Genomic DNA, 25,240 nt, shown 5'->3' on the forward strand with positions numbered 1-25,240 from the left:
TCATTACAGTTAATCGGTTTTAGTGCAAGTCTTATATAATGAAGCTAAGACTGAATGGATTAACTGTGTGTGATTAATTGTAGCCGAGAATAAAAATCTGGTCTGTTTCATGTTTTTTCGGCGCCTGTACATTTTCTTTGTTACATTGAGAAAGAAGATCGATCACGGTTGCTCTGTCGTCACAACTTGTTAAGGCGGCTTTTTCGCTTTCAGCACGTTCGCTGGCTGCAATCGCTGCATCTACAGCGGTGTAGGGTGAGATATACATAATATTGCTCCTATTGGTTAATTCACATATGAAAAAGCATAAGCTGTACCAATATTGATAAAAGTTCGTAACTAGCTGAAAATTATTGCTTTATATTTTTAATTAATAAATTCACCGCGACTTTGTTATTTATTTTTGCTTTACTGTTGTGCACTAATTACCAAACATGGTGCACTAATTTGTATGGATAAACCCTTCTCTCAAGCCTGTGAAAACAACAAATTACCTATTTTAAACGTATTAGAAGCGTTCTTTTCTGATGTGACGGATGTATTAGAAGTCGGCTCAGGCACAGGGCAACATAGTGTGCATTTTGCAACGCATTTAGCACATTTACAGTGGCACTGTAGTGATCGCGAGGTTAATCACCTTGGGATTTTACAATGGCATCAAGAAGCTGCATTAACTAACTTGCATGCACCACTCACACTTGACCTTAATGATCCTTGGCCGGTTGAAACAGTGAATGCAATTTTCACTGCGAATACAATGCACATTATTAGCTGGCCACTGGTGGAGCGCTTTTTCCAAGGTGTAGCAAAGCATTTAGCGCCTAAAGGTAAATTGTGTATTTATGGACCATTTAAATACCAAGGTAAGTATACCAGTGCCAGTAATGCAGAATTCGATGCTTTTTTAAAACAGCAAGATGCACATAGTGCAATCCGTGATTTTGAAGCGATTTGCCAACTTGCAGAGCAAGCTGGCTTAACCTTTGTTGAAGATGTGCAAATGCCAGCGAATAACCAATTATTGCTGTTTAAAAGGCAGTAAGCTTTCGCATTGGGCTTTATAGAGCGCCATATGTTGGCGTTCTCTAGTAATAAAATCACTAATCGCTGCTGCAAACTCAGTGTGCTGAATATGATGCAATGAATAGGTATTTACGGGCTTAAAACCGCGGCTTATTTTATGCTCACCTTGCGCGCCAGAATGGAACTTTTTAAGTTTATTGGTAATGCAGTACTCAATGCCTTGGTAATAGCAAAGCTCAAAGTGCAAACTATCAAGCTCATAATTTGTTCCCCAGTATCGACCATATAAACAGTTCTGATCTTTAAAACTGAGTGTGGCGGCAATCACTTCTCCTTGATACTTAGCGAACATTAACACCAGTTTGTCGGCCATGCTTTGCTGTAATAACTCAAAAAAGGCGGTATTCAAATAACCATTGTGGCCTGAGCGCTTCAAATAGGTTTGGCGGTAAAAATGACTAAATTTCTGCATATGCTGTTTGTTGATGTCAGCGCCTTCGAGCCATTCTATGGTTATCTGTTGTTCAGCTATTTTAGCGCGTTCTTTTTTGAGCGATTTACGTTTTCTTGCGGTGAGTGAAGCTAAAAAGTCCTCAAAGTCATTATAGCCTTCATTAAACCACTGAAACTGCACGCCATGACGTTGCATTACGGTGTCGCTAGTTAATGCTGTCGCTTGTTGCTGGTGGCAAAAATTTATATGCCAACCTGACCAGTTTAATTGCGCTACCGTTGCTGTGAGTATGTGCTGAATATACGCATAGACTTCAGCGGGCTTATTGTGATTTATACTAATTCGTTGCCCTGCAATAGGTGTGAAGGGTACGCCACACAGCCATTTAGGGTAATACTCTAGGCCATGTTGTTGATAGGCTTCAGCCCAAGCCCAGTCAAATACATATTCACCATAAGAGTGGTGTTTTAAATACCCGGGAAGTAGGGCTATGACTTGTTCTTGCTGGTAAATTGCTAGGTGCATGGGTTGCCAGCCCGACTCTTCACTCACACAGCCACTTTGTTCTAAAGCAGCTAAAAAAGCGTGTTCTGTAAAGGGCGTATCATCAAAAAATGATTGCCAAAGAGCGGCATCAATCTCGCTTATTTGATTAAACCAACGGTGGCTAAACTCAGTCATTGTGCAGCCGATTCAATATCTTTGATAAAATCGTTGATATGCATAGCAAGCTTATCGAAATAAGGGTTAAACGTGAGTCGCGCAAAGGGCTTGTGCGCTTGTAAATTTTCGGCTGTGCGCTCACCCATCACAACGTCTTTTTGGTATTTGCAGGCTGTATAAAGCGTGTCGTCATCTAAGTAGCTGCCGCAATTGCGATACAAAGCTTTACGACCGTAGTAAGGGTTGCTGGGTTTATTAACGATACCAATGTGTGACATCCCTTTGATTTTTTTACAGTCATCGGTGTCGCAGTCATCACGAATTATTTGGTAATCAGCTGGAAAGCTAGCTGGGATGTTTTTGTCATCCCCATAGTATACAAGGCGATCAAGCTGGTTATTTTTGCGCGTTTTTGGGTCGTGCAGCTTAGTTAAAATCTTAAAGGTTGCTTGGTTATCTATTGTGGTGTCAATATCACTAAAGGTACTAAATATCGCTAAATTAGGCAGTTGGCGATGACGTAGTTCATCAAGGCTAATACGGCTCATTGCTTCGTGACTAGCTGAGGCAGCACTAAATGGAAACGACTCATACTTGGCAAAATCAAGGTCCGCATCTTTATCAATCCAATTCACAAATGGAATCGCATCGACCCATTTCGCCAGCCAACCGTTTTTATTGTGTGGCTCGCTTGCGGGTGAAAACAACATAGCAGCCGTAATTTTATTATCGACCGGGCCTTGAGTTAAGTAATCAATAACCAGTGCAGCACCCGTTGAGTAGCCCCCTAATATCACCTGATCAAAGTCTTTTAATGTGCGCTCAATGGCATACACGCTAGCCTTTTGCCAATCATCGGCATCGATGTCTCTAAGTGCTGCAGGAGCGGTACCATGCCCAGGTAGTAAAATTGTGCGCACCGTATAACCTTGTTGATAATACACCTGTGCAAGGTCGTGATAGGTAAAGGGTGAGTCGGTTAAACCGTGGATCAAGAGCACGGCTTTACGGCTATCGGCCTGTTTAAGTTCAAATGGGCTTATTAAATCAGCAACAGTCGCGTTAGCTGGTCGAGCGCCTTGTGCAACAAGCTGCTGATAGGTGTCGGTGTAGACAGGGCATGGCAAACTAGCACGCGGATTTTCGCTACTAATTTGCAGGTACGCAGCGGTTAAATAGTCACTAAATGCTTGCTCGATATTATAGCTAAAGGTGCTATGGCTGCCTGGTAATGGTTCTCTAAATAGCCCTTCGCGCTTACTTTTCATCATTAGTGCTTGGTCTTCAAGCTGAGTAAGGCAGGTTTGTTGCTGTGCCATTAATGGGCTGCTAAATAGTCCACTGATGGCCCAAGAAAGAGCAACTAAGTTGATGAATTTCATATTTTAAGCATCCTTTTAAAGCCTGTTTTTAGCTTATCGAGTTATGTTTTATTTGCAAGCAAGCTGCGTCAAGCGAGCGGTAAATGACGCTTAGTGAACGCTTGTTTTAAAACCACCGTCGACTCGATGTTAGCAATACAATCAATACTACCTAATTTATGTTTCACAAAGCTTTCATAGCTTTCTAAATCAGCGGCAATAATCTTGAGTAGATAGTCATAACTGCCTGAAATAACAGAGCACTCAAGCACATGTTCAAGCTTCTCAACCTGCTGTTCAAATTGCTCAGCAGCGGCAACAGAGTTTTGGTTTAAGCGAACAAAGGCATACACAGACACATTTAAATCAACGGCTTTAGGATTGATGGCAGCATGATAACCGCTGATCACATTTGCTGATTCGAGCTTTTTAATGCGGCGAAGGCAAGGGGTATCTGACAGGCTAACAGACTGGGCCAGCTCCGAGACAGAAGTTCTTGCATTGTCTTGTAGAGCATTAAGTAGTTGTTGGTCTTTTTTGTCTAATCTCATTTTAATTTGAGTGATTTTCACTAATCTAGGTGGATTCTAGTCTATATTTTGGCGATTAGCACTCATTGAACTCTGTTAACATTATCGCAATATAATTATTTTGGAGTGAGCCTGTGACTGAGAACACCAAGGCATTTGATAGCTGGCTTCGCACCCGTTTTGTTGAAATCAACAGCGAATTAGAAAAACTATATTGGCAACAAGACGATAAAGCGAATGTAGAGGGTGTCGGTGAGCACCTTAAACGTCAATTAGAGCAAGAGGGTAATGAGCATATTTGTGCTTTACTGGCTGAGGGCAATACCGATGAAGGCTTTGATAACGCCTTCGATTTATTAGGTAATGTTGGTTTGTATATGGCGGCATGCCGTCGACATGAAATCACTGAGCCTTCTCGTGAAACAAGCTCACCGCTTGTTGAAGCCTCTGCGTTGGCAATGCACATCGGTGCATCTATTGGTGTAACCCCGCGATTTGCAACGGCGCATTTAACCACCCACAATAAAGCGGTTGATGGTTTGTATAAGCGCTTTACTGACCTTGAAGATGAGAAAATCTTTGTCGATTACAACACCAAGGGCATTTTAGCGTATAAGCGCGCGGCAGATGCTTTATTAAAAATTCAGCCGTTAGGGATATCGCACCCTATCACGGCTGATTTACTGGCAGTAGCAAAACAAGCGCTGCTTGATGTGATTGATTCGAATAATGCGCTATATAACAAGCTCGACACAGACCGTTTTTTCTATTGTGTACGTCCGTATTACAAGCCGTACCGAGTAGGTAAAGAGGTATATCGAGGTGCGAATGCCGGTGATTTTGCGGGCATTAATGTCATCGATTTATTACTTGGTCTTTGCTTTGCTAATGAACCTAGTTACTCGCAAATGCTGGTGGATAAATTCTTGTATATGATGCCTGAAGATCAGCAGATCCTGCGTGAGAGCATGCGTATGACAAGTATTATGGATGACTTCTTAGCGGCAGAAGCTGAGCGCGATAGTGAATGGTTACAAACTAACTTAAAGCTGTTCATTCAAGTGTGTAAACTGCATGGTGATACTGCCATTGGCCATCATAATCAATTGGTCAGTAAATATATTGCGCAGCCTTCACAGCAAATGCAGCAACAACATATGGATAAAGTCACAGCCAGTGGGCCGCCTTTGCATGTGTTACTAAACTCACTAGAGCAGTTGCGTGATCGCCGTGCGGCAGTAAAGCGGGATGATATTCGCACTCGTTTCGATGACTTAACTAAGTTAAAACAGTGGATTAAGTAATGAACAAAAACGATTTTGTAATTCCACAAGGCAGCTATTTGCTTAACCACTCTGTTGGGCGACCATTAAAATCTGCTGAGCAGCATTTTCATCAGCAGTTTTTTGCCGCTTGGCAACATGAAAATAAAGAACCATGGCAACAGTGGCTGCAAGGTGTCGAGGCATTTACGAGTAGTCTCGCTAAATTATTTAACTCGCACAGTGAGCTATTTTGCCCACAAGTTAACTTATCGAGTGGTTTAACTAAGCTTTTGATGTCGCACCAGCGACTGCAACAAGAAAATTGCAAAGTGTTGATGGCAGAAAGTGATTTTCCAAGCATGGGTTTTGCAATGCAAAAAGCCCTACCTGAAAGTGCTGAAATCGTGTTTATTGATAAGCATGAAGACTTAACCGATGCGCAGGTTTGGCAGTCATATTTAGCGAATAATGATATTGATTTAGTCTTTATTAGCCATGTTTATTCAAACACGGGTCAGCAAGCGCCTATTCATGAAATTATAAATATCGCGAAACAACACAACACATTGAGCTTACTTGATGTTGCGCAGTCTGCAGGTATTTTAGAGGTCGACTTAACTAAGCTAGATGCCGACTTTATGTTGGGCTCGAGTGTCAAATGGCTATGTGGTGGACCGGGTGCTGCTTATTTATGGGTTAACAGCAAGCAGCTATCACTTTGTCAGCCACAAGATGTTGGCTGGTTTTCTCATCAAAATCCGTTTGAGTTTGATATTAAGCACTTTGCTTATCATCAAACCGCGTTGCGCTTTTGGGGTGGCACACCCTCAGTTGCACCTTATATTTTGGCTTCGCATAGTATTAATTACTTTGCTGATCTTGGTATTGAGAAAGTACGCGCTCATAACTTAGCAATGCTCGCGCAGTTTCATGATCAATTAGCTGATTATATGCGTTCACCAATACAGGCTGACAAATGCTCTGGAACGGCCATTATGCATTTTGGCGAGCAACAAGCGGCTGTAAAAGCTGCGCTTATTGCAGCGAATATTGCGGTTGATGAACGTCACTTAGGTTTAAGAGTTTCAGCTCATATTTATAATGAGCAGCAGGATATTGATAAATTTATCAAGACTGTGAAAAGCGCTTTAAATTAAGTGCTTGTCGGGCCTTTGCTTTGACGGAACGCCAGTGCGTCATTGGTTTTTCGGGGACCAGCGCTAAAATTTGCTCAAAGTCGATGTCATCAATACTAACTTCGTTACTGTGGGCAAACATAATTCGTTTTGGTTGCAGCGCTTTTAGCATTAACAAAGAGTTTAAATACAGCTTTGGGTAAAAAACAGGAAAGGGTGGCACAAGCTGCCCTTTTACTTTTACCAATAAATCAGCAATGTAAATTCGCTCGCTAGGAATATGATACAGACTAATATCTCGGTCTGTATGACCTGGGCTATGCAGTGCTTGCCAATCGTCAAAACCCGGTAGGGTTGCATCTGTGGCAAGGTAATAATCTGCATCTAAATGGCGGCTGTACCAAAGATTGTGGCGTTTTTTATTTAACCTACCGGCGACCCACCAAGCCAAAGCGATATCGGTTAAATGCATTAAAAAACCAGCAATGCCTCTATACCATTGCCCAGGGGCGTTCGACGTAGCTATTTTGCCACCGCTTAACTTTCTTAATGCATGCGCTCCACCGGCATGATCGGGGTGCATATGGGTGACTACTATCAGTTTTAAGTCTGTGATGGGGCGCTTGAGTTGCTCGGTAATATAGTCAAATACAGTATTCACATCAGCACGGCAACACCCATCAAGCAGCATCAATTTATCTGGATATTCAACCAAATAGATATTTTGAATATAACCTTCGAGCGTGTGAATTTGCAAAACGATTGATCCCTAAACTTAATCAGCAAACCTGTTATATCATGTCTGACCAGTTTTGGTAAGCTAGACTAATTGGACTGGCTGTTTTGCTCAGTTAGCTGTTTCTTGCCTTCTTCTAACTGTGCTACCTGTTTTTCGAGGATGGTGATTTGGCTTTTATAATAAGCGTTAATACGCTCACTTTGTTTGCTGATAGCATCTTCAATAGAAGGCGCACCTAACCTGTTTGCGGCATCTTGCGTCATATTATTGAGTTTATCGATGCGTTCACTTTGTTGTTTTTGTAGTTCTTTGATTTCTAACTGAAGGCGGTCTATTTCGCGATCGGCTTTTTGAATTTTTAAATAATCCTCAACACTTAAGTCCGCAGGCTTTTGTGGTTTTTCCGGCTGCTCTGTGGCTGGGGGTTGGTTAGTTGCTGGTGGCGGTGCAATTTTCACGATTACTGCGTCTTTACCACAAGGCTGCTCTGTAAAGGTGGCAACCCCGTCAATCATGCACTTATAAATAGTGGCCTGACTGTTGGCGCTGGCAAATAGGGCAAGAGTAAAAAATGCAAAACGAAACATAGCATCACTTTGTGTAGCAAATAGATACTTAGCATGCATGAAATATAATGAAGTGTGCAAGGTTTCGGGCATAAAAAAACCGCTTAAAAGCGGTTTTTAATAATAAAATGGTGGAGAAGGAGGGATTCGAACCCTCGATAGAGCTACAAACCCTATACTCCCTTAGCAGGGGAGCGCCTTCGGCCACTCGGCCACCTCTCCAGCGCATAATTCTGATTGTAATTTGCTGAAATAAATCAACAAATAAAAATAAGTGGTGGAGAGATAGGGATTTGAACCCTAGAGGGGCTACAAACCCCTGCCGGTTTTCAAGACCGGTGCATTCGACCACTCTGCCATCTCTCCACATCGTGATGCGAGAATAATACTTAGCTGAATCGGCTGTGTAAATAGGAAAAAGTTTGTTTGCTTGTTTTTTGAGCGTAAAGAGGGGGTTTTTTGTAAAAAGGTTTAATTATTTGCTGTTTTTAACTTAAAAGAAGGGGGTTGGGGCAGTAAACGGAGGAGCTAAAGAAGGATCTTCGTTAGTGGTTGGGTGTTTACTGCACCGATAAAGTAACCATGGTTGGGGATTACTTGTGTTGTACTGCGCCGCCAAGAGCTAACTTTTTGCCGTAGCGATTTAGTTTTGCCAACATTTTTGCTTTGCGGTTTGTTGGTTTTACGGCAACATGAGCTGCAGCGTTTTGGTTTAATGTATTAATTGGGTTCATTACTTTGCTCCGGGTTGTGTTTGGTTGAAAACGTGAGTATTTTGCAACCAAACTGGACAAAAATAAAACGATAAAAATTGAGTCTATCGGATAACTTTTTCTAATCTGAAAGCCTTTTATTAACATGGGGTTAAGTTTTTAAATACACATTGCTCTGCATGCTTATGCAATTGCATTTGCGTTGAAGTGTAAGTAAATAAAGGTTTTTAGCTTTTGGTGTTTTTATTTATGCGTTTTTAGAGTGAGAAAGTGATTAATTATTCAGATTAATATAATTTGAACGAGCGTGGTGTTTTTGCCATGCAAGAAAAGAAGTAACCGTTGATGTTGATAATAATAAAGCCAAGTGACAAAAAAAATCATAAAAACAGTGTTGATTGGCTACTAAAAGAATGTAAAAAAAGACAGATTGAGCCTGAATTGTATTTAACCACAGGCAAGTTTGAGAATGATTGCGCTGATATTGCGCTTTTGGCTAATAACCAGACTCAAGTTGTGGTGATTGGTGGTGATGGGACGCTGCATTTAGCCGTTAATGCATTAATGACGAGTCGCTGTTCTATCGCGTTAATTCCAGCAGGCACAGGAAATGATTTTGCTCGTGGCTTTGCGTGTAAACAACAGGCTTGGTATGAAGCTGTTTTTAATAGCCGTACAGAATTAATCGATGTTGGACAAATCAATCAACGCTATTTTATTAATGTGGCGGGAATAGGTTTTGACGCTGAAGTCGTGACTAAACTAAATAAAGCCGGAAGTTTTAGCTCGTTTGGCTACACTTGGCAGGGCATCAAACAGCTATTTTCATTTCGGGCACGATCACTTCAGGGTGAGTTTAATGGTAAAGCACTCAACTACAGTAATTTAGCAACGATTTTTGCTAATCATCATTACTTTGGTGGTGGCTTAAAGATTGCCCCTCGGGCAAAGTTAAATGATGGTCAGCTTGATTGCTACTGCATGCCAGCTGGCGGTTTATTGAAAAACCTGCTCAGCTTTTTGTATTTACTGCTCGTAAAGCATCATAGTTTGCACGCGCTGGAATATACCCGTTTAACGACTGCCGAGATCACCTCGAAAGGACTGGCTATAGAAGCCGATGGTGAGCTCGTTGGTTTTACTCCGGCTAAAGTTAAGATTCACAAACAAGCACTTCGTTTTCATGTGCCATAAAAAAGCGCCGGCAAAATTTGCCAGCGCTTGGTGTTAGAGGCGACATAGTCACTTCTAACTGGGGATGGAGCTTTTTTGCTGTAGGTTACGTGCAGCAAAAAATGCTTTAATTTGTCGAGTTGGAGTTAGCACGATAGCATTTCCGAATAGCACCAAGCTAAATCCCATAAAGGTATTCGCTTGCCATTCGAATCCTTCAAATAAGGTGCTTAAAACCACTGCAACCAGCGGGAACAATACGATTACATAGCTTGCTCGCTCAGGGCCGATATTTTTAAGTAGCGCGAAGTAACAAGCAAATGCGATTACGGTACCAAATACTGCTAAATAGAAGAGCGATACCCAATAACTGGTTGGGGCATTCAATGTCAGCTCAACGTCGCTTACTAAAACATAAGCAGCTAGCCCTAAAGCGCTGTATAACATGCCCCAGGCATTGCCCTGAAGTACGCCAATATTACGCTGAGAGTTTCGAACGCTGACCATATTTCCCAATGAAGCCACAAAGGTCCCTGACAGCGCAAGTAGTAACCCGACCAACGCACCATTACTCAAGTCGAATTGCTGAATTTGTGGCCAAAACAAGCTGGCAATACCCATTACGCCAAGTAGTGCGCCAAAGTAAATTCGTTTTGCAATTGGCTTGGCGAAGAACAAGCGGGTGTTAATAATGTTCATTAATAGCAACATCGAAAAGGCAATTGAGGCCATTGCTGAGGTGAGATAATTCTGCGCCCAATACAGCACTAAATAATTTAAACCAAAGTTAAATAAAGCCAATAATGCAAAAAATCCGTGATCACGCAGTGAATATTGCATAGGGAGTTTTTTTACCAGCACAAAGGCCCACATTAAAATGGCTGCAATGGCAAAGCGATAAAATAAAGAGACCTCAACAGCGACATCACCCAGTTGAAACTCAATAGCTAGCCAAGTCGATCCCCAGATCAATACTGTAGCAAGGTAGAGAGCGGCGCTTTTCATAGTTAGTACCTAAAAATTGAAAGTATGTTCATTTTAGTTCGCTTCTGTATACTTAACATATACAGAAAACTAGAAATGCAACCTATACAGTTTGGTGGGCTATGTCACAAGTTATCAGTCGTAGTAACAGTGAGTTCTTATATCAACAAGTTATTCAGCTAGTTAGAGATCTTTGCTTGCAAGGCTCGTTATTACCGGGTGAAAAATTACCTTCGCTCAGAAAAATGGCTGATAAGCTCAACATTAGTATTCCAACGGTAAAGCAAGCGTATCAATTACTTGAAGGGCAAGGGCTGATCGAAGCCAGAGAAAAGTCAGGCTACTTTTTAAAGTCTTCACAGTTAAATCAGTCTCGTCCAAAGCGAGTTAGGCTCAGTCGAGAGCCGACCACAGTCAATAAGCAAGGCTTGATTGAGCAAGTCTACAGCGCTATCCATAAAGCTAATGTGGTGCCATTTGGTATCGCCAACCCTGTGGCCGCAGCTCCAACAGATAAAGCGCTGGCACGAACAATGCGCCGAGTAATGACACTGGCTGGCGCATCGGCAATTAATTACGGCCCAATGGATGGCTTTGCACCACTTAAAAAGCAACTCATTCATCGCTATCTGGACTTTGGTATTGGGGTTGATAGCGATGAATTAGTGATCACCAACGGTGCTCAAGAGGCACTGGCGATTGCCCTTAAGTGTGTCGCTAAACCCGGTGATGTTATTGCAATCGAGTCGCCTTGTTATTTTGGCATTATCGAGTTAATTGAAAGCTTAGGTTTAAAGGCACTGGAAATACCGCTGTGTCCTGATGAAGGAATATGGCTAGATGACTTGGCTCAAGCACTCGATGAGCATGATATAAAAGCCTGTGTGTTTTCTACCTCATTAAATAACCCTGTTGGCAGCTTTATGCCTGATGCCAAGCGTGAGCAATTAGTGGCACTTTTGGAGCAGCGCGACGTGGTGCTTATTGAAGATGATGTTTATGGCGACTTACATTTTACAGCCAAGCGTGCGACGCCTGCACAGGCCTATTCAAAAAAGGGCTTAGTGATCACCTGCGCGTCGTTTTCAAAAACAGCTGCCCCCAGTTACCGCATAGGTTGGATCATTGCCGGTAAGTTTGCAGAACAAGCAAGACGGCATAAACGCGCGCTTAGTTGCTCTGCGCCACTTATAAACCAGTGGACCTTGTATGAGTTTATAGCCAGCGGAGAGTACGACCGTAACATTCGTTTGCTTAGACAGCGCTTAAGCACCAACAAAGAGCGCATGATTTGGTGCCTGCAGCAATATATGCCAAATTGTGCGCGTATTAGTAACCCGCAAGGGGGCTGTGTTATCTGGGTTGATCTTGGTAGCCAATATGATGCGGTAAAGTTATTCCATTTGGCACTAGAGGCGGGGATCAGCATTACACCAGGGTTGATATTCTCAGCGGGTAAAAAGTACCGTAGCTGTTTTCGTTTAAGTTATGGCTTGCCTTGGTCTGAAAACTTAGAGCAGGCGATTAAAACGTTATCGCAACTGACTGTGCTGGCCAAAAAATAAAAAAGCGCAGAGCAAGCTCTGCGCGAAAGGACCAAGTTTTTGGTTCAGGGATGTTAATTCGTCAATTACTCTGCGTTCTGTTTGAAAGTAAATAGTTGGTACTCTCTTAGCTCTGGTACTAGCGCCACTAACTCTTGTTCTTTGTGAGCGATATCTGCAAAGCTGCCGCATAATGCATCTGCGCGCTCTTCCAGTTGAGCTGCCTGTGTTTCTACACGCGCTTCGATTTGTGCGCCCATGTTTTCCATACGTTGTTCAAATTCATCCATGTCGCCACCTGAGCCTAAAAGCTCAGAACCTAGCGCCACTAAAATACTGCCCATCGATTGCATCATGGCTGACTCGACTGCTGATTCGATTTGCTCATCAAATTGGTCTTCAAAGTTTTGGCCAAATTTTTCGAAATTTTGCTGACCCATGGTGAACGCACCTTGCTGATAGAAAGCGTTTTGCACTTCTACGCTGATATCGTCCATTAATTCTGAAATGTCGTTTAGGCCGTCAATATTGAAGGCTTTTGATACCTCTTCAATTGCTACGCCTGCGATTTTTACGCCATCAAGCGCAATATTTGCTACTTCAGGAAGTTGGCTGCGTAAGCTGTCTGAGTAATCTGCAATTGCTTGCTGTTGTGAAGCATCAAGCGATACGCTTTGACCATCGATATACAAAGTGTGCTGATCGATGATTTTCATCGTGCGATTATCGGCTGTGTATACTTCTAACTCGCTAGGTGTGATGCGTACATCATTTTTAAATTCAACATCACATTGCTCACCGCTGAATGAAATATTTGTATCATTATCGTTATGAGCCATTGCGCTGGTAGCGATAAATAAAGAACTTACTAACAATAACTTTTTCATTTTTTTCTTTCCTGTTTGAAATGACACAAATACATAATCAATTAAGATGCCAAAGTTAATAATTTCATATATTTCAAATTGTTGTGTTGTTTTGGCTGTTTTTACCAAAGTGATGAAAATAAAGTTTTAACCACTTTTTAGTCAAATTCACTAAAAAATATACATGCATAAATGTGTTTTATCGAAACGATAAAAAACTCTCACTTTTCAGAAATCGAATTTAGCGCTATTTATTCACAATATTGACATATGGCCTATTTAGCATGGGTGTATGGCTTTATTTTGGTGGTTTTTTAGATACTAAATTACTACTGAGCTTTTTAATCTTTGCCAATTCATCGAGCAAATTTTAATCTCCTGAATTGGTCTCAAACACTTTATGGAGTGGGTTGTGGGTAAGACATTTAGTTATGACGCGCTAGATGACGATTTTGTTGAAGACGAGTACGAAATGGTCGGGCGTAATCAACACGACAAGAAAAAGCAACGCGTTAAGAAGAAGTTGGAAGACTATCTTGAACAAAAACGCTTGCGTAGAAACTTAGGCGATGACGACTTTGACGAGTACTTGAACGACTAAGCATAAATTTAGATAAAGAGGCAATTTGCCTCTTTATTGCTTTAAGACATTGTTACTTGCTAAGTGCAGTAACAATGTCTGACTCGAGCTGCTCAGGTTTTGTTAGTGGCGCATATCGCTTAATGGCTTTGCCGTCTTTACCAATTAAAAACTTGGTGAAGTTCCATTTTATTTTGCGGGTAATAAAGCCCGGCAACTCTGATTTTAGGTATCTAAAGACAGGGTGAGCATGTTCGCCATTCACATCGACTTTGCTCATCATTAAAAAGCTAACGCCATAGTTAATAAGGCAGCCTTCTTTAATTTCCTTCGCATCCCCAGGCTCTTGTTTACCAAATTGGTTACAAGGAAAGCCAATTATTACTAAGCCTTGCTCTTGATATTTTTCATGCAGTGTTTGTAAGCCTTCATATTGTGGAGTGAAGCCACATTTACTTGCAGTGTTTACAACAAGTACGACCTTGTTTTCAAAATCAGAAAAGTCAACGGTTTGGCCTTGTAGGCTGGTAGCAGAGAGTTGGTGAAATTCGCTCATAGTGATAACTTTTTATTATTGTTGCAGTGATTCTAACGTGCTTGGCATTTTTCTAAAAGGGTAAATTTTAATCAGCAAATGCATTGGTTAAGTGTTCTATTAGTAAACGTACACGAAACGGTAATAGATCTTTTCTTGGGTAGACTAACCAAGATGCATTATCACCAACCTGAAACTCATCCAGAATACTAACCAATTGGCCATTTTTTAAGTAAGGCTCCACAATATCTAACGCTAAGTGGGCGATGCCAACTCCAGCTACAGCAGCATTTAAAATTGCCTGTGGGTGGTTACTGCGCCAATTACCATCAATACGAACTTCTTTGATTTCTTCGTCAATATTAAATCGCCAACGTTTTCGCATGGTTATTAAGCAATTATGTTCAGCCAGATCGTAAGGTGTTTTGAGGGGAGTGTGGTTGGCTAAATATTCTGGGCTAGCAACAAGTGTCATAGCACGCTTACATAACGGGCGGGCAATTAAGTTCGAGTCTTGCATCCTGCCAAAGCGGATAGCTAAGTCAAAGCCTTCTTCAACTAAATTGACGTTGCGGCTATTAAAGTCGAGATCGACTTCTACCTCAGGATAACGCTTTACGAACTCAGCCACTTTCGGTGCAACTTGGTTTGCCACGAACTCGCCTGCTCCTGTGATGCGAATTAGCCCTTTGGGTTGACGTTGTTCACCTTGTAATTGATTGTTTGCATCGATTAACTCTTGGCGAATTGCTTTTAATTTTACTGCGTATTCACGGCCTGCATCGGTAAGACTTATTTTGCGAGTGGTGCGTTGAAATAACACCGAGCCTAAACGGTTTTCAAGTTGTTGTATTTGCCGACTAATATGTGAAGTTGATACTTCCATAGCCTTTGCTGCATGAGTAAAGCTGCCGTGCTCTACAACATATAAAAATTCCTCTAAGCCTTGCCACATTATCTTGTACCCTAGAATGCCTCAGTAAATTAATAGCAGTTTAGGTCGTTTATTGTTGCATGTCTGCAAAAGTGATTATCTATTTGCTGGCTTTATCCCTATATAAAAACAACTACAATAGTCGAGTCACTGATTAATACTCACAAATATAAGGGAGTAAGCATGTTAAATTTTAGCTTTGAAAATCCAACCAAAATTCATTTTGGTGAGCAACAAATTAAAGAAATTCAAAATGAGATCCCAAAAAATGCCAAGGTGCTTGTTACTTATGGTGGCGGCAGCATCAAGAAAAACGGTGTTTATGATCAAGTTAAAGCCGCATTAAGTGAGCATACTTGGTTTGAATTTGCGGGTATTGAGCCAAACCCAAGTTACCAAACATGTATGAAAGCGGTAGAGCTGGTTAAAGAGCAGCAAATTGACTATATCTTAGCTGTAGGCGGTGGTTCAGTGGTGGATGGTAGTAAATTTATTGCCGCTGCGGCAGAATTTACTGGCGAACCATGGGATATTTTAGCAAAAGGCGCTGAAGTTAAATCTGCAGTAGCACTTGGCGTTGTACTGACATTACCTGCAACTGGCTCAGAATCAAACACGTTCAGTGTTGTATCAAACTTAGAAACTCAAGACAAACTGCCGTTTGCCAGTGAGTTTGTGCGTCCTCGTTTTGCAGTTCTTGATCCTGCAGTGACATTCTCATTACCTGAGCGTCAGGTAACGAATGGTATTGTGGATGCGTTTGTGCACACGATGGAGCAATACTTAACATATGATGTGGGTGCCAAATTACAAGACCGCTTTGCTGAGGGGATTTTAATGACCCTTATCGAAGAAGGGCCAAAAGCATTTTCTGAGCCTGATAACTATCAAGTGCGTGCGAATATAATGTGGTCAGCAACTATGGCATTAAATGGTTTGATTGGTGCAGGTGTACCACAAGACTGGGCAACCCACATGATTGGCCACGAAATGACTGCGGTGTATGGCTTGGACCACGCACAAACATTAGCGATTGTATTACCGCGTATGATGGCAGAGCAAAAAGACACGAAGCGTGGCAAGCTATTACAATACGCAGAGCGAGTGTTAGGTCTTGATATCAGCGATGAAGATGCGGCGATTGATAACGCCATTGCTGCAACAGAAGCATTTTTCCATAGTGTTAAAATGCCAACTCGTTTAAGCGATTATAAGCTAGATGAAAGTGTTGCAGATAAACTTGTTGCGCAGCTTGAGCGCCATGGTATGACGGCGCTTGGTGAGCGTGAGCAAGTTACACTTGAAAAAAGCCGCGCGATTTTACTAGCGAGCGTTTAACTTAAGATTATAAATAATCCCATCCCTGCCAGTGTTGTGTAGTATATGTTGTGCGTCTTATAAGCCACGATAACAGATACGATAGCAGCACTTAGGTAGGGATTTTGCCAATCTAGATTTATCCCTTCGTCATTAATAAACACAATGGGCACCCAAATTGCGGTGAGTACTGCTGGGGCGCTAAAACTTAAGAATTGCTGCATTTTGGGGCCGACTTTAAACGGTAATGCACGGTGCAAAAATAAGTAACGTGTGAAGAAGGTGATACACGCCATTAATAAAATGGTGGTCATCATTGTGTATGCTCCTCTTTTGCCTGCCAGCGACTAATTAGGTAACCCACTGTCATAGCGATAAGAGCCGCAGTGACAAGCCAAAGTTGAAAGCCCTGATTTTTTAATAGCGTTGCAACAACGCCAGCGGTGATCACAGTAGCCAGTGTTGCAAGGTTCTTTACACCCGGAATAACTAAAGCAATAAACGTGGCTGCGATGGCGAAATCAAGCCCTAGGTGTGTTAAATCGGGGAGGAGGCTTCCTGCGACAATACCAAGCAGGGTCCAGATATTCCAGGCAATATAAAAACTAAACCCGGCACTGAGTGCATAAATAAGGCGCACTTTTGTGCGATAGGCTTTGCGATGATGCGAAAAAGCAAATAATTCATCCGTCAATACAAAACTCACAGGCAGGCGCCAACGAAAGGGTTGATCAATGACTTTGTGACGAATAGCTAAACCATATAAAAAGTGCCGTGAGCTAATAATGAGTGTGGTAAATAAGATAGTTAAAAGCGGGGTATTGCCGGCCATTAATTCAATCGCAACGAGTTGTGCTGAGCCTGCAAATACCAACAACGACATAGCTTGTGTTTCTAAAGCACTGAAGCCATTTTGAACAGCTAACGAACCACATAAAATCCCCCAAGGTAACACCGCAAGGCATAAGGGGAGCATGTCGAAAAATCCTTTTAGCAAGGCTCTTATTGTTGATTTATGCATCTTATCGCTCATGTTTGTTGTTATGGCTCAGATCAAAACGGCTGAAATAGAGGTGTGTCAAAATAACTGAAGTTTGCAATAATGTATAGCCGAACCCGTTGCTGAAATTTCATATCTGCAAGTTATAAGCGTCTTTTAAAGGGAAAGTTACAATGTCTAAAGTTAAAGTATGGGATGGCTTTATAAGAAGCTTCCATTGGTTATTAGTTGCGGCCATCGCAACACTCTATTTTAGTGCTGAAGAAGGTATGTTGGAGCTGCACTTTGCTGCAGGCTACTTTACCTTGGCGCTTATTATTACACGCCTTGTTTGGGGCCTTGTTGGTAGCAAAACGGCAAAACTCTCTGCACTTATTCATTCGCCTGTTGCGGCAATAAAATCGTTTAAAAGCAGTGAGCATAAGGCGGGTCATGGTGCGGCGGGTAGTTATATGGTGATCGCTTTCTTTGTTTTGCTTATTGTGCAGTTAACCTCGGGCTTAATGACTAGTGACGATATTTTAACGGATGGCCCGCTGGTGGCGCATGTATCAACAGACACCGTAGAGCTTGCTGGTTGGTTGCACCATCTAAACTTTGATATTTTGTTGTATGCCATAGTGTTACATATTCTGGCGATTGTGATTTACCGTATCAAGGGTAAGAACTTAGTAAAACCCATGCTAACGGGCAGTAGCGATCAGGTATCGGTCACTGAGCCAGTCACTAAATCACCCGTACTCGCTTTTATTATTTTTGCAGTATGCTTAGTGGTGTTATTTACGACGTGGGGCGCAGAGCCGCTCAGCTATTTGCTTGGGTAGCAACTTCAAAACATGAAAAAAGGCGCTAATAAGCGCCTTTTTAGTTTAAATGATTACTAGACTAGTCTTTGAAAGACTTATGGCAATCTTTACAACCTTTAGCCCATGCGCCAAATGCTTTACCAATTACTTTTTGGTCGCCACTTTGTGCAGCTACTGCTAGCTCATCAGCATATTGTTGGAAAGCGACTGCTTTTTTCATGAAGGTTTCGTTGTCGCTCCAAACAGCTGCAAGTGCAGATGTATCACCTTTATCGGAACCCGCTACAAAAGCTTCCCAAGGCATTTTTGATAATGCCGCTGCATTGTTTGCACGCTTTTGAAAACGTTCTGCATCAAAAGGTACTTTTCCTTTTAGCATATCGCCCATGTCACCAATTTGTACGCGGATCATTGAAAATGCTGCCTGACGATACTCGATTGCATCGCTTGGTTCTTCAAATACAGAATTTGCTGATGCGCCCAGTGCCATTGTTGAAAGCATTGCACCTAGTACTAATTGTTTTAATTTCATTCCTTTTGCCCCTTAAGATGTCATAAAAGTAAACTAACTGAGTTGTATCTTAGCCCAATATAATATTCAAGTGTATTGCGGTTAATCTTAATTAATCATTAATATCAATATCGGCGAAGATCATACCGCGGCGCATGCTTCTTGTTGCTAAGAAAACCTCGCCTAATAAAGATAAAAAACCACAAATCAACAGTGCCATAGCAGCCACAAAACAGCTAGCAATCGTCACGCTTAAATTAATTGATTGAATGTGTGATAAGAATAAGCACATGACCACGGCGCACACCAATAAAGCACTGAGTACACTCAGACTAAATGCAATATGAATGCAGCGTGAGCGTTTTAACAGTGCTCTTAACTCTGTTGTCAGCGACTTATTGAAGTCTTCATCGGTACTGACTTTAAGCTTACGCTCTAACTGTCTCGCTCGATCGGTAATACGCGCTAAGCGGTTTGAAAGCACGCCTAACGTTGCAGCAATACCGGTAATTAAAAAGACCGGTGCAACAGCAGTTTGAATCACTTTTGCCATAGTAAGAATGTTGATTACTTCTGAATTCATTTAACCGTACTCTATTTATTAAAACTCAATACATGATGTTCATTTACAAATGTTTACAACTCTAGCTTGCATGTTTAAACCTCAAAAAAACATATGCTTACAGCTGTTTTGTTGTTCGGTTGCGTACTGAATGTAACGCTAATGTAACGGAAATGTTGTTCTTGTTTGGCTTTCCGTTTTATATTGGGACTGAAACGTAGTTTCAATCACTATTTAGACGATAACATAACATATCCCAGGGGAACCCATGTCTAATAATCTAATAAAAAGAACTGCAGTTGCTTTGGCTGTAACCAGTGCAATGTGCGCTAGTGCACAAGCTAATGACTTTTCTAAATATAATCTTGCCGGTAAAAAATTAATTAAATCGAGCGCCGTCACTAAAAAAGAACAGAAAGCTCATCGTGAAGCGACAAGCTGGCTAGTAAAATTAAATGCTCCAGCAACAATTAATGCGAAAACAATGGGTGCAGATGTAGCATCGATTCAAGCGCAAGCAAAAGTAGCGCAAGCAAGCGTAGAACAAGCTATTAATAGCATGGATTTACCAGTACAAGTTGTTGCTAAAACATCAACATTAGTAAGTTCAATCGTAGTGAATGGTAACAAGCAAGATGTTGCTAAGTTACTATCGAATTCTCAAGTTGAGGGCATTTACCCAGTATACGATTATGAGTTGCATGTTGCTGACAGCGCTGACTATATTGAAGCAACGCCTTTAGTTTCTAATGGTTTAGCAACAGGTGAAGGTGTTCGTGTTGCTGTACTTGATACAGGTATTGACTACACTCACACTGCTTTTGGCGGTGCGGGTACAGATGAAGCATATGCTGCAGCGATTGCTGACCCTGCTTCTGTAGATTGGCCACAAGGTAAGGTATTAGGCGGCTACGACTTTATTAATGATGATGCTGACCCTATCGATGTGACAACTAACCACGGTACACACGTTTCTCACTCTGTGAACGGTATCGCGCCAAACGTAGATTTATTCGTTTACTCTGTGTGTAATAGTGGCTGTCCAGGTCTTGCGCAATTATTAGCACTTGAAAGCGCAATGGATCCGAATGGTGACGGTGATATGAGCGACCGTGTTGACGTTGTAAATATGTCACTAGGTGGTGATTACGGTGATATTGCCAACGATGCTGTAGGCTTATTCATCAACCAAGCGGTTAAGCTTGGCACAAACGTTGTTATCTCTGCTGGTAATGACGGTGCATACCCGTTCATCGTTGGTGGTCCAAGTACAACTGAAAACGCTCTTTCAGTAGGTGCAATGACTCACCCTACAGGTGAAGAATCAGTTGGTAGTGGTACAGTTAATGGTGAAGAAGCGATTGTACAACCAGCCAGCTTCGGTCCACAAACCGCATTCAGTTACACCAGTGACAACCTTGAGCTAGTTTACCCTGACGCAAACCAAACAGCATGTGAAGCGTTTGCTGATGATGTTGATTTCACAGGTAAAGGCGTAATTCTTGACCGTGGTGCGTGTAACTTCAGTGCGAAAGTATATTACGCACAAGAAAAAGGCGCAGTATTTGTTATTATCGCAAACAACACTGATGATGGTACGCCAGCACCTATGGGTGGTTCTGAGCCACTTGTTACTATTCCTTCAGTAGGCGTAACATTTGCAGCAGGTACGGCGCTTAAAGCGGGCGGTACATTTAATTTAACGGTTGAGCGTCTTGTTATGTCTGGTGCGATTGCAGACTTCACATCGCGTGGTCCTTCAATGGGCGGTCTGTTAAAACCAGAAATTACTGCACCAGGTGTTAACATCATGACTGCTCATCCAGGTCTTGGTGATGGCCTTACAGGCGCAACGGGTACATCATTCTCTGGTCCTATCACAGCAGGTGCGGTGAGCTTATTGAAAGAAGCGCTACCAGAGCGTAACGCGTTTGAAATCAAAGCGACGTTAATGAACACTGCAAACCTAAATGTGACTATGGAGCCATTAGCAATCAACCCTGATGCTGAGCTTGCACCAATTAGTTACATCGGTGCGGGTCTTGTTGATGTAAACAAAGCGGCTAACTTACCAGTTGCAGCGTGGGCTGCAGATACTAAACAAGCAGCACTTTCGTTTGGTTTAGTGAATGCATCAGAAACCGTTGAGCTAACTAAAACAGTTCAAGTTAAGAACTTCTCTAACGAAGATAAAGTGTACACGCTTTCTCTTGAACAACGTTATGCAGATGATGTTGAGCGTGGTTCATTCGCTCTTGATTACCCAGAGTCAATCACAGTGCCTGCAGGTCAAACAATGTCATTCGACGTAACTGCGACAATTGATCCTGCAACGTTACCAGAGTGGACATTAACGGATGACAATATCGGCTCACAAGATGCAACGGCTGATTTAACTAACCTAGAACTTGATGGTGCGTTAATCTTCTCTGAAGGTAGTGATGAAGCATTCCACCTTGTTTATCACGTATTACCAAAAGCAAATGCAGCAATGAGCTTCATGCCTGTGGTAACAGATAATGGTGTTGCACATGAAGTGACAAATACAGGTGCTGTAGCACTTGAGCCAGTGTTCGCGCCAACAGTAATGACTGATGATGTTGATGAAGACCAACGCTTTGACTTAGTGGGTGCGTCAATCGAAACGTTTGCTGTATCAACTGAAATCTGTGAAAGCGGTTTTGTGACATTAACGACGCTTGTTCTAAATGAAGGTATTACACACTCTTATGTGGGTGGCTTCATGGCTGACTTCGATATGGACCAAGATGGCGAATACGATGTAACGGTACAAAATGGTAAGTTAGAATGGTTCTACGATGTTGAGCCAGGCACAGCAATTACCTTTACACACGGTTACGGTAGCGCGTCTGGTTTCTTAGACAATGTTTACCAAATCATCGGTAATAACCACCTGACAATGCAAAGCTGTATTGAAGCATTTGGTCTAACTGCTGAAGATATGGGTAAAGCGAGTGCAAGCATTCGTTTCCGTACAGAAGAAGAAACATGGACGCCAATTGCATCAGGTGAAGGTGATGTTGCAATGGGTACTTACACATTCACTGATGCATCAAGCGATGTATATGCAATGCTTGTTGATGACGCTGGTGAAGTGGTTAGTTCAATTGAACCAGGTGCTTCAGCGACATTATACAATGCAGGTGAAGATTTCATGATCCTTTCAGACTCAGGTTCTAAAGCATATGCTGCAACACCTGAATCTGATTCAAACACTCCACCAGTTGTTGCTGATGCTGAGTTCTCAGTAAATGAAAATGCAGAAAACGGTACGGTAATTGGTACCTTAGAAGCAACTTACGGTGCTGACTTAGCAAGCCCTGTAACTGAGTTTATCGTAATTAGCTCAACGTCAACGGCTGTGTCAGTAACATCTTCAGGTGATGTTGTAGTTATGAATCAAGACGTACTTGATTATGACGCTGGTTTAACATCAATTGAGCTTGAAGTTGTTGCAACTGACAGATCAGGTAATGTTTCAGAGTCTGCGATGGTAACTGTTACAGTTAACAACCTAGCTGATGAAGCATCTGAGCAACCAGTTGTAGTTGAAGAGCCGAAGAAGAAATCTTCTTCAGGTTCACTAGCATGGTTAACATTACTTGCTGCACCGTTCGCATTTATGCGTCGTCGTAAGCAAAAGTAATTACTTGATAAGTAATTGATAAAAGGGAGCTTCGGCTCCCTTTTTACATTGCTTCACAAAGGCTACTTATATATTGCAGTTTTTTTACTTATATTGGAGACGGAATAATAAAAACGAACACAGGAATCCCATGAAAGTTGGCCATTCACTTTGCCTTGCGGCACTCTCTTTAGCTGTTCTATCAGCGTGTAATAAAGTCCCAGATAATAAAGAACAAGCTGTTATTACAGAGCAAGTTCAGATTGCAGCACCCGTCGCCAAAAAAATACCTCATGAAATGACCATTCATGGTGACACACGTATCGATAACTACTATTGGATGCGTGATGATGAACGCAAAGATGCCGCTGTTATTGCTCATTTGAATGCTGAAAATGCGTATGTTGAAAGTAAACTGGCACATACTCAAACGCTACAAAACACCCTATTCGAAGAGCTTAAAGGGCGTATTGAGAAAGATGACGATACCGTACCGACAAAAAAAGGGGAATATTACTACTTCTCACAAACGCGCGGTGATGACGAATACCCGGTTTATGTGCGCAGCAAAGATAGCCTAGGAGAAGATAAGCAGGTTATTTTAAATGTGAATGAGCTTGCTAAAAATCATGACTATTTTGCCGTAACCGGTTTAGCTGTGAGCCCAAATGGCAATTTGCTTGCTTATGGTGAAGATACCGTGAGTCGCCGTATTTACACAATTAAAGTAAAAGATTTAACCACAGGTAAAATGCTCACAGAAAGCCTTGAAGGCACAGAAGGTGATGTCGTGTGGGCGAATGACAACAAAACCTTTTACTACATCAAAAAAGACCTACAAACGCTGTTAGGCTACCAAGTATATCGCCATACGCTAGGCACCCCGCAAGCTGACGATGAACTCGTTTACGAAGAGGAAAACACTAGTTATTACACCGGTATTTACAAGAGCAAAGACCAACAAGAGATCTATATTAGTCATGGTAGCACCAGTGCATCTGGCGTCTCGGTTATTGATGCTAATGATGTCAAAGCAATGCCAAAACGTTTTATTGAACGCGAAGCAGGGCTTGAATATGACATCAAAAAGTTAGGCGATTGGTATTACATTGTTACTAATTTAAATGCAGTTAACTTTCAACTTATGAAAGTGCACCGCGATAAAGCGCATGATAAAGCGCAATGGCAAACGCTAATTGCTGGTCGTGATAACGTAAAGCTTGAAGGCATCGAGTTATTTAACAATCATTTGGTATACGAAGAGCGAGAAATGGGGCAAACCCGTATCACTATTCGTGACCTTCGTAACCAACAAGAGCAAGTCGTAGCGTTTAATGACCCAACTTATATGGTCTTTAGTTATGGTAATGGTGAGTTAGATAACCCTAACTTACGTGTTTACTATTCAAGTATGACGACGCCAGGCAGCAGCTACGATATCAACCTAGAAAGTGGCGAAAAAACCCTGCTTAAACAGCGTAAAGTGTTAGGTGATTTTAATCCTGACAATTATGCCTCTGAGCGAGTTTACGTGACCACCCGAGATGGTGTCGATGTTCCTGTGAGCCTTGTTTATCGTAAAGACAAGTTCAAAAAAGACGGCTCGAATCCGCTTATGCAATATGGTTATGGTTCGTATGGTGCGACCATGGATCCGAGCTTTTCTAGCTCTCGATTAAGCTTACTTGATCGTGGTTTTGTGTTTGCGATTGCGCATATCCGTGGCTCACAAATGCTGGGTCGTCCTTGGTACGAAGACGGCAAGTTGCTGAAAAAACAAAACACCTTTAATGACTTTGTTGATGTGACTAAATCATTAGCAGCTCAAAAGTATGGTGATAAGGATAATATCTTTGCCATGGGTGGCAGTGCAGGTGGCTTACTAATGGGGGCTGTTGTGAATCAAGCGCCTGATCTTTATAAAGGGGTGATTGCAGCAGTGCCTTTTGTTGATGTAGTCACGACCATGTTAGATGCCAGCTTACCACTGACAACGAATGAGTATGACGAGTGGGGCAACCCGAATGATAAAGTCTATTACGATTACATGCTGTCATATTCGCCGTATGACCAAGTTAAGAAGCAGGCTTACCCAAATATGTTAGTCACCACCGGCTTACACGACTCTCAAGTTCAGTATTTTGAGCCTGCAAAATGGGTTGCTAAGCTACGTGAATATAAAACCGATGATAACTTGCTGCTGTTCAAAACCGACATGGAAGCAGGGCACGGTGGTGCTTCTGGGCGCTTTAAAAGCTTGCAAGATACCGCTTTATATTACGCCTTTATGCTCGATTTAGCGGGTATCGAAAAATAATAACAACACAGGCAT

25 protein-coding genes and 2 tRNA genes are annotated in these 25,240 nt (G+C 42.0%); 10 read left to right on the forward strand and 17 right to left on the reverse strand.

Going from position 1 to position 25,240, the window contains the following annotated elements:
* Nucleotides 1–73 precede the first annotated feature (73 nt).
* Nucleotides 74–268: a hypothetical protein gene (locus tag CWC28_RS07745; RefSeq protein ID WP_036974335.1), complete on the reverse strand. Its 195-nt coding sequence runs from the start codon at nt 266–268 to the stop codon at nt 74–76.
* A 183-nt stretch (nt 269–451) separates the two neighbouring features.
* Here CWC28_RS07745 and CWC28_RS07750 point away from each other — a divergent pair, with 183 nt between their 5' ends.
* Nucleotides 452–1,042 carry a DUF938 domain-containing protein gene (locus tag CWC28_RS07750; protein ID WP_063700577.1) on the forward strand — a complete coding sequence of 197 codons (591 nt, stop codon included), beginning with the start codon at nt 452–454 and terminating at the stop codon, nt 1,040–1,042.
* Here CWC28_RS07750 and CWC28_RS07755 read toward each other — a convergent pair.
* From CWC28_RS07755 to CWC28_RS07765, 3 genes are all read right to left on the reverse strand, one after another.
* A complete protein-coding gene (locus CWC28_RS07755; RefSeq protein ID WP_063700579.1) occupies nt 1,019–2,158 on the reverse strand; it encodes a GNAT family N-acetyltransferase in 1,140 nt (379 codons plus the stop codon). The genes CWC28_RS07750 and CWC28_RS07755 overlap by 24 nt on opposite strands.
* Nucleotides 2,155–3,522 (reverse strand): alpha/beta hydrolase, encoded by a 1,368-nt coding sequence (locus CWC28_RS07760; RefSeq protein WP_063700581.1) that lies wholly within the window; start codon nt 3,520–3,522, stop codon nt 2,155–2,157. Before CWC28_RS07760 ends, CWC28_RS07755 begins: the two co-directional genes overlap by 4 nt.
* A gap of 68 nt (nt 3,523–3,590) precedes the next feature.
* Nucleotides 3,591–4,052, reverse strand: a complete 462-nt coding sequence (locus tag CWC28_RS07765; protein WP_063700583.1) for an Lrp/AsnC family transcriptional regulator — start codon at nt 4,050–4,052, stop codon at nt 3,591–3,593.
* Between the two features lie 113 nt (nt 4,053–4,165).
* Here CWC28_RS07765 and CWC28_RS07770 point away from each other — a divergent pair, with 113 nt between their 5' ends.
* Both CWC28_RS07770 and CWC28_RS07775 read left to right on the forward strand, forming a co-directional pair.
* Complete coding sequence (locus CWC28_RS07770; RefSeq protein ID WP_063700585.1) at nt 4,166–5,335, forward strand: PrnB family protein; 1,170 nt, start codon at nt 4,166–4,168, stop codon at nt 5,333–5,335.
* Complete coding sequence (locus CWC28_RS07775; protein WP_063700587.1) at nt 5,335–6,453, forward strand: aminotransferase class V-fold PLP-dependent enzyme; 1,119 nt, start codon at nt 5,335–5,337, stop codon at nt 6,451–6,453. The genes CWC28_RS07770 and CWC28_RS07775 overlap by 1 nt, the downstream gene beginning before the upstream one ends.
* Here CWC28_RS07775 and CWC28_RS07780 read toward each other — a convergent pair.
* From CWC28_RS07780 to CWC28_RS21915, 5 genes are all read right to left on the reverse strand, one after another.
* The gene (locus CWC28_RS07780) at nt 6,425–7,189 is read right to left on the reverse strand and encodes an MBL fold metallo-hydrolase (protein WP_063700589.1); all 765 of its coding nucleotides are present in this window, start codon (nt 7,187–7,189) and stop codon (nt 6,425–6,427) included. The two genes, CWC28_RS07775 and CWC28_RS07780, sit on opposite strands and share 29 nt — an antisense overlap.
* A gap of 68 nt (nt 7,190–7,257) precedes the next feature.
* The gene (locus CWC28_RS07785) at nt 7,258–7,758 is read right to left on the reverse strand and encodes a DUF4124 domain-containing protein (RefSeq protein ID WP_167350230.1); all 501 of its coding nucleotides are present in this window, start codon (nt 7,756–7,758) and stop codon (nt 7,258–7,260) included.
* 108 nt (nt 7,759–7,866) lie between these two features.
* Nucleotides 7,867–7,959: transfer RNA gene (locus tag CWC28_RS07790), tRNA-Ser, on the reverse strand.
* Between the two features lie 53 nt (nt 7,960–8,012).
* Nucleotides 8,013–8,103, reverse strand: a tRNA-Ser gene (locus CWC28_RS07795).
* A 227-nt stretch (nt 8,104–8,330) separates the two neighbouring features.
* Complete coding sequence (locus CWC28_RS21915) at nt 8,331–8,471, reverse strand: hypothetical protein (protein WP_167350231.1); 141 nt, start codon at nt 8,469–8,471, stop codon at nt 8,331–8,333.
* Between the two features lie 324 nt (nt 8,472–8,795).
* Here CWC28_RS21915 and CWC28_RS07800 point away from each other — a divergent pair, with 324 nt between their 5' ends.
* Complete coding sequence (locus tag CWC28_RS07800) at nt 8,796–9,644, forward strand: diacylglycerol/lipid kinase family protein (RefSeq protein ID WP_138624960.1); 849 nt, start codon at nt 8,796–8,798, stop codon at nt 9,642–9,644.
* Nucleotides 9,645–9,698: 54 nt separating this feature from the next.
* Here CWC28_RS07800 and CWC28_RS07805 read toward each other — a convergent pair whose 3' ends face one another.
* Nucleotides 9,699–10,628 (reverse strand): DMT family transporter, encoded by a 930-nt coding sequence (locus CWC28_RS07805; protein ID WP_063700595.1) that lies wholly within the window; start codon nt 10,626–10,628, stop codon nt 9,699–9,701.
* A gap of 101 nt (nt 10,629–10,729) precedes the next feature.
* Between CWC28_RS07805 and CWC28_RS07810 the strand changes: the two genes are divergently transcribed.
* Nucleotides 10,730–12,172: an aminotransferase-like domain-containing protein gene (locus CWC28_RS07810; RefSeq protein ID WP_063700597.1), complete on the forward strand. Its 1,443-nt coding sequence runs from the start codon at nt 10,730–10,732 to the stop codon at nt 12,170–12,172.
* Between the two features lie 65 nt (nt 12,173–12,237).
* Here CWC28_RS07810 and CWC28_RS07815 read toward each other — a convergent pair whose 3' ends face one another.
* Complete coding sequence (locus CWC28_RS07815; protein ID WP_063700707.1) at nt 12,238–13,038, reverse strand: YggN family protein; 801 nt, start codon at nt 13,036–13,038, stop codon at nt 12,238–12,240.
* Between the two features lie 391 nt (nt 13,039–13,429).
* Here CWC28_RS07815 and CWC28_RS07820 point away from each other — a divergent pair, with 391 nt between their 5' ends.
* The gene (locus CWC28_RS07820; RefSeq protein ID WP_082389337.1) at nt 13,430–13,618 is read left to right on the forward strand and encodes a PA3496 family putative envelope integrity protein; all 189 of its coding nucleotides are present in this window, start codon (nt 13,430–13,432) and stop codon (nt 13,616–13,618) included.
* Nucleotides 13,619–13,670: 52 nt separating this feature from the next.
* Here the strand turns inward: CWC28_RS07820 and CWC28_RS07825 are convergent, their stop codons facing one another.
* Both CWC28_RS07825 and CWC28_RS07830 read right to left on the reverse strand, forming a co-directional pair.
* Nucleotides 13,671–14,153 carry a glutathione peroxidase gene (locus CWC28_RS07825; protein ID WP_063700599.1) on the reverse strand — a complete coding sequence of 161 codons (483 nt, stop codon included), beginning with the start codon at nt 14,151–14,153 and terminating at the stop codon, nt 13,671–13,673.
* Between the two features lie 67 nt (nt 14,154–14,220).
* A complete protein-coding gene (locus CWC28_RS07830) occupies nt 14,221–15,087 on the reverse strand; it encodes a LysR family transcriptional regulator (RefSeq protein WP_063700602.1) in 867 nt (288 codons plus the stop codon).
* A gap of 162 nt (nt 15,088–15,249) precedes the next feature.
* Between CWC28_RS07830 and CWC28_RS07835 the strand changes: the two genes are divergently transcribed.
* Nucleotides 15,250–16,404 carry an iron-containing alcohol dehydrogenase gene (locus CWC28_RS07835; protein WP_063700603.1) on the forward strand — a complete coding sequence of 385 codons (1,155 nt, stop codon included), beginning with the start codon at nt 15,250–15,252 and terminating at the stop codon, nt 16,402–16,404.
* Here the strand turns inward: CWC28_RS07835 and CWC28_RS07840 are convergent.
* Together CWC28_RS07840 and CWC28_RS07845 are read right to left on the reverse strand one after the other, a co-directional pair.
* The gene (locus CWC28_RS07840; RefSeq protein ID WP_063700605.1) at nt 16,401–16,700 is read right to left on the reverse strand and encodes an AzlD domain-containing protein; all 300 of its coding nucleotides are present in this window, start codon (nt 16,698–16,700) and stop codon (nt 16,401–16,403) included. The two genes, CWC28_RS07835 and CWC28_RS07840, sit on opposite strands and share 4 nt — an antisense overlap.
* Nucleotides 16,697–17,404, reverse strand: coding sequence for an AzlC family ABC transporter permease (locus tag CWC28_RS07845; protein WP_063700709.1), 708 nt, complete (start codon nt 17,402–17,404; stop codon nt 16,697–16,699). The genes CWC28_RS07840 and CWC28_RS07845 overlap by 4 nt, the downstream gene beginning before the upstream one ends.
* 152 nt (nt 17,405–17,556) lie before the next feature.
* Here CWC28_RS07845 and CWC28_RS07850 point away from each other — a divergent pair, with 152 nt between their 5' ends.
* Nucleotides 17,557–18,207 (forward strand): cytochrome b/b6 domain-containing protein, encoded by a 651-nt coding sequence (locus tag CWC28_RS07850; protein WP_063700607.1) that lies wholly within the window; start codon nt 17,557–17,559, stop codon nt 18,205–18,207.
* A 61-nt stretch (nt 18,208–18,268) separates the two neighbouring features.
* Here CWC28_RS07850 and CWC28_RS07855 read toward each other — a convergent pair whose 3' ends face one another.
* Together CWC28_RS07855 and CWC28_RS07860 are read right to left on the reverse strand one after the other, a co-directional pair.
* Nucleotides 18,269–18,721: a c-type cytochrome gene (locus tag CWC28_RS07855; protein ID WP_063700610.1), complete on the reverse strand. Its 453-nt coding sequence runs from the start codon at nt 18,719–18,721 to the stop codon at nt 18,269–18,271.
* 91 nt (nt 18,722–18,812) lie between these two features.
* The gene (locus tag CWC28_RS07860) at nt 18,813–19,283 is read right to left on the reverse strand and encodes a DUF2721 domain-containing protein (protein WP_063700612.1); all 471 of its coding nucleotides are present in this window, start codon (nt 19,281–19,283) and stop codon (nt 18,813–18,815) included.
* Nucleotides 19,284–19,530: 247 nt separating this feature from the next.
* Between CWC28_RS07860 and CWC28_RS07865 the strand changes: the two genes are divergently transcribed.
* Entirely contained in the window at nt 19,531–22,929 is a 3,399-nt protein-coding gene (locus tag CWC28_RS07865; protein WP_063700614.1) for a S8 family serine peptidase, read from the forward strand.
* A gap of 130 nt (nt 22,930–23,059) precedes the next feature.
* Complete coding sequence (locus CWC28_RS07870) at nt 23,060–25,225, forward strand: S9 family peptidase (RefSeq protein WP_063700615.1); 2,166 nt, start codon at nt 23,060–23,062, stop codon at nt 25,223–25,225.
* The last annotated feature ends 15 nt before the right edge of the window (nt 25,226–25,240 follow it).

It is taken from the genome of Pseudoalteromonas sp. S4492, assembly GCF_005886115.1.
Lineage (GTDB): Bacteria > Pseudomonadota > Gammaproteobacteria > Enterobacterales > Alteromonadaceae > Pseudoalteromonas > Pseudoalteromonas gelatinilytica.

Coding starts and splice junctions, on each gene's coding strand:
- CWC28_RS07745 (WP_036974335.1), bottom strand. CDS start 268: ATGTATATCTCACCCTACACCGCTGTAGATGCAGCGATTGCAGCCAGC.
- CWC28_RS07750 (WP_063700577.1), top strand. CDS start 452: ATGGATAAACCCTTCTCTCAAGCCTGTGAAAACAACAAATTACCTATT.
- CWC28_RS07755 (WP_063700579.1), bottom strand. CDS start 2,158: ATGACTGAGTTTAGCCACCGTTGGTTTAATCAAATAAGCGAGATTGAT.
- CWC28_RS07760 (WP_063700581.1), bottom strand. CDS start 3,522: ATGAAATTCATCAACTTAGTTGCTCTTTCTTGGGCCATCAGTGGACTA.
- CWC28_RS07765 (WP_063700583.1), bottom strand. CDS start 4,052: ATGAGATTAGACAAAAAAGACCAACAACTACTTAATGCTCTACAAGAC.
- CWC28_RS07775 (WP_063700587.1), top strand. CDS start 5,335: ATGAACAAAAACGATTTTGTAATTCCACAAGGCAGCTATTTGCTTAAC.
- CWC28_RS07785 (WP_167350230.1), bottom strand. CDS start 7,758: ATGTTTCGTTTTGCATTTTTTACTCTTGCCCTATTTGCCAGCGCCAAC.
- CWC28_RS21915 (WP_167350231.1), bottom strand. CDS start 8,471: ATGAACCCAATTAATACATTAAACCAAAACGCTGCAGCTCATGTTGCC.
- CWC28_RS07800 (WP_138624960.1), top strand. CDS start 8,796: ATGTTGATAATAATAAAGCCAAGTGACAAAAAAAATCATAAAAACAGT.
- CWC28_RS07805 (WP_063700595.1), bottom strand. CDS start 10,628: ATGAAAAGCGCCGCTCTCTACCTTGCTACAGTATTGATCTGGGGATCG.
- CWC28_RS07810 (WP_063700597.1), top strand. CDS start 10,730: ATGTCACAAGTTATCAGTCGTAGTAACAGTGAGTTCTTATATCAACAA.
- CWC28_RS07815 (WP_063700707.1), bottom strand. CDS start 13,038: ATGAAAAAGTTATTGTTAGTAAGTTCTTTATTTATCGCTACCAGCGCA.
- CWC28_RS07825 (WP_063700599.1), bottom strand. CDS start 14,153: ATGAGCGAATTTCACCAACTCTCTGCTACCAGCCTACAAGGCCAAACC.
- CWC28_RS07830 (WP_063700602.1), bottom strand. CDS start 15,087: ATGTGGCAAGGCTTAGAGGAATTTTTATATGTTGTAGAGCACGGCAGC.
- CWC28_RS07835 (WP_063700603.1), top strand. CDS start 15,250: ATGTTAAATTTTAGCTTTGAAAATCCAACCAAAATTCATTTTGGTGAG.
- CWC28_RS07840 (WP_063700605.1), bottom strand. CDS start 16,700: ATGATGACCACCATTTTATTAATGGCGTGTATCACCTTCTTCACACGT.
- CWC28_RS07845 (WP_063700709.1), bottom strand. CDS start 17,404: ATGCATAAATCAACAATAAGAGCCTTGCTAAAAGGATTTTTCGACATG.
- CWC28_RS07850 (WP_063700607.1), top strand. CDS start 17,557: ATGTCTAAAGTTAAAGTATGGGATGGCTTTATAAGAAGCTTCCATTGG.
- CWC28_RS07855 (WP_063700610.1), bottom strand. CDS start 18,721: ATGAAATTAAAACAATTAGTACTAGGTGCAATGCTTTCAACAATGGCA.
- CWC28_RS07860 (WP_063700612.1), bottom strand. CDS start 19,283: ATGAATTCAGAAGTAATCAACATTCTTACTATGGCAAAAGTGATTCAA.
- CWC28_RS07865 (WP_063700614.1), top strand. CDS start 19,531: ATGTCTAATAATCTAATAAAAAGAACTGCAGTTGCTTTGGCTGTAACC.
- CWC28_RS07870 (WP_063700615.1), top strand. CDS start 23,060: ATGAAAGTTGGCCATTCACTTTGCCTTGCGGCACTCTCTTTAGCTGTT.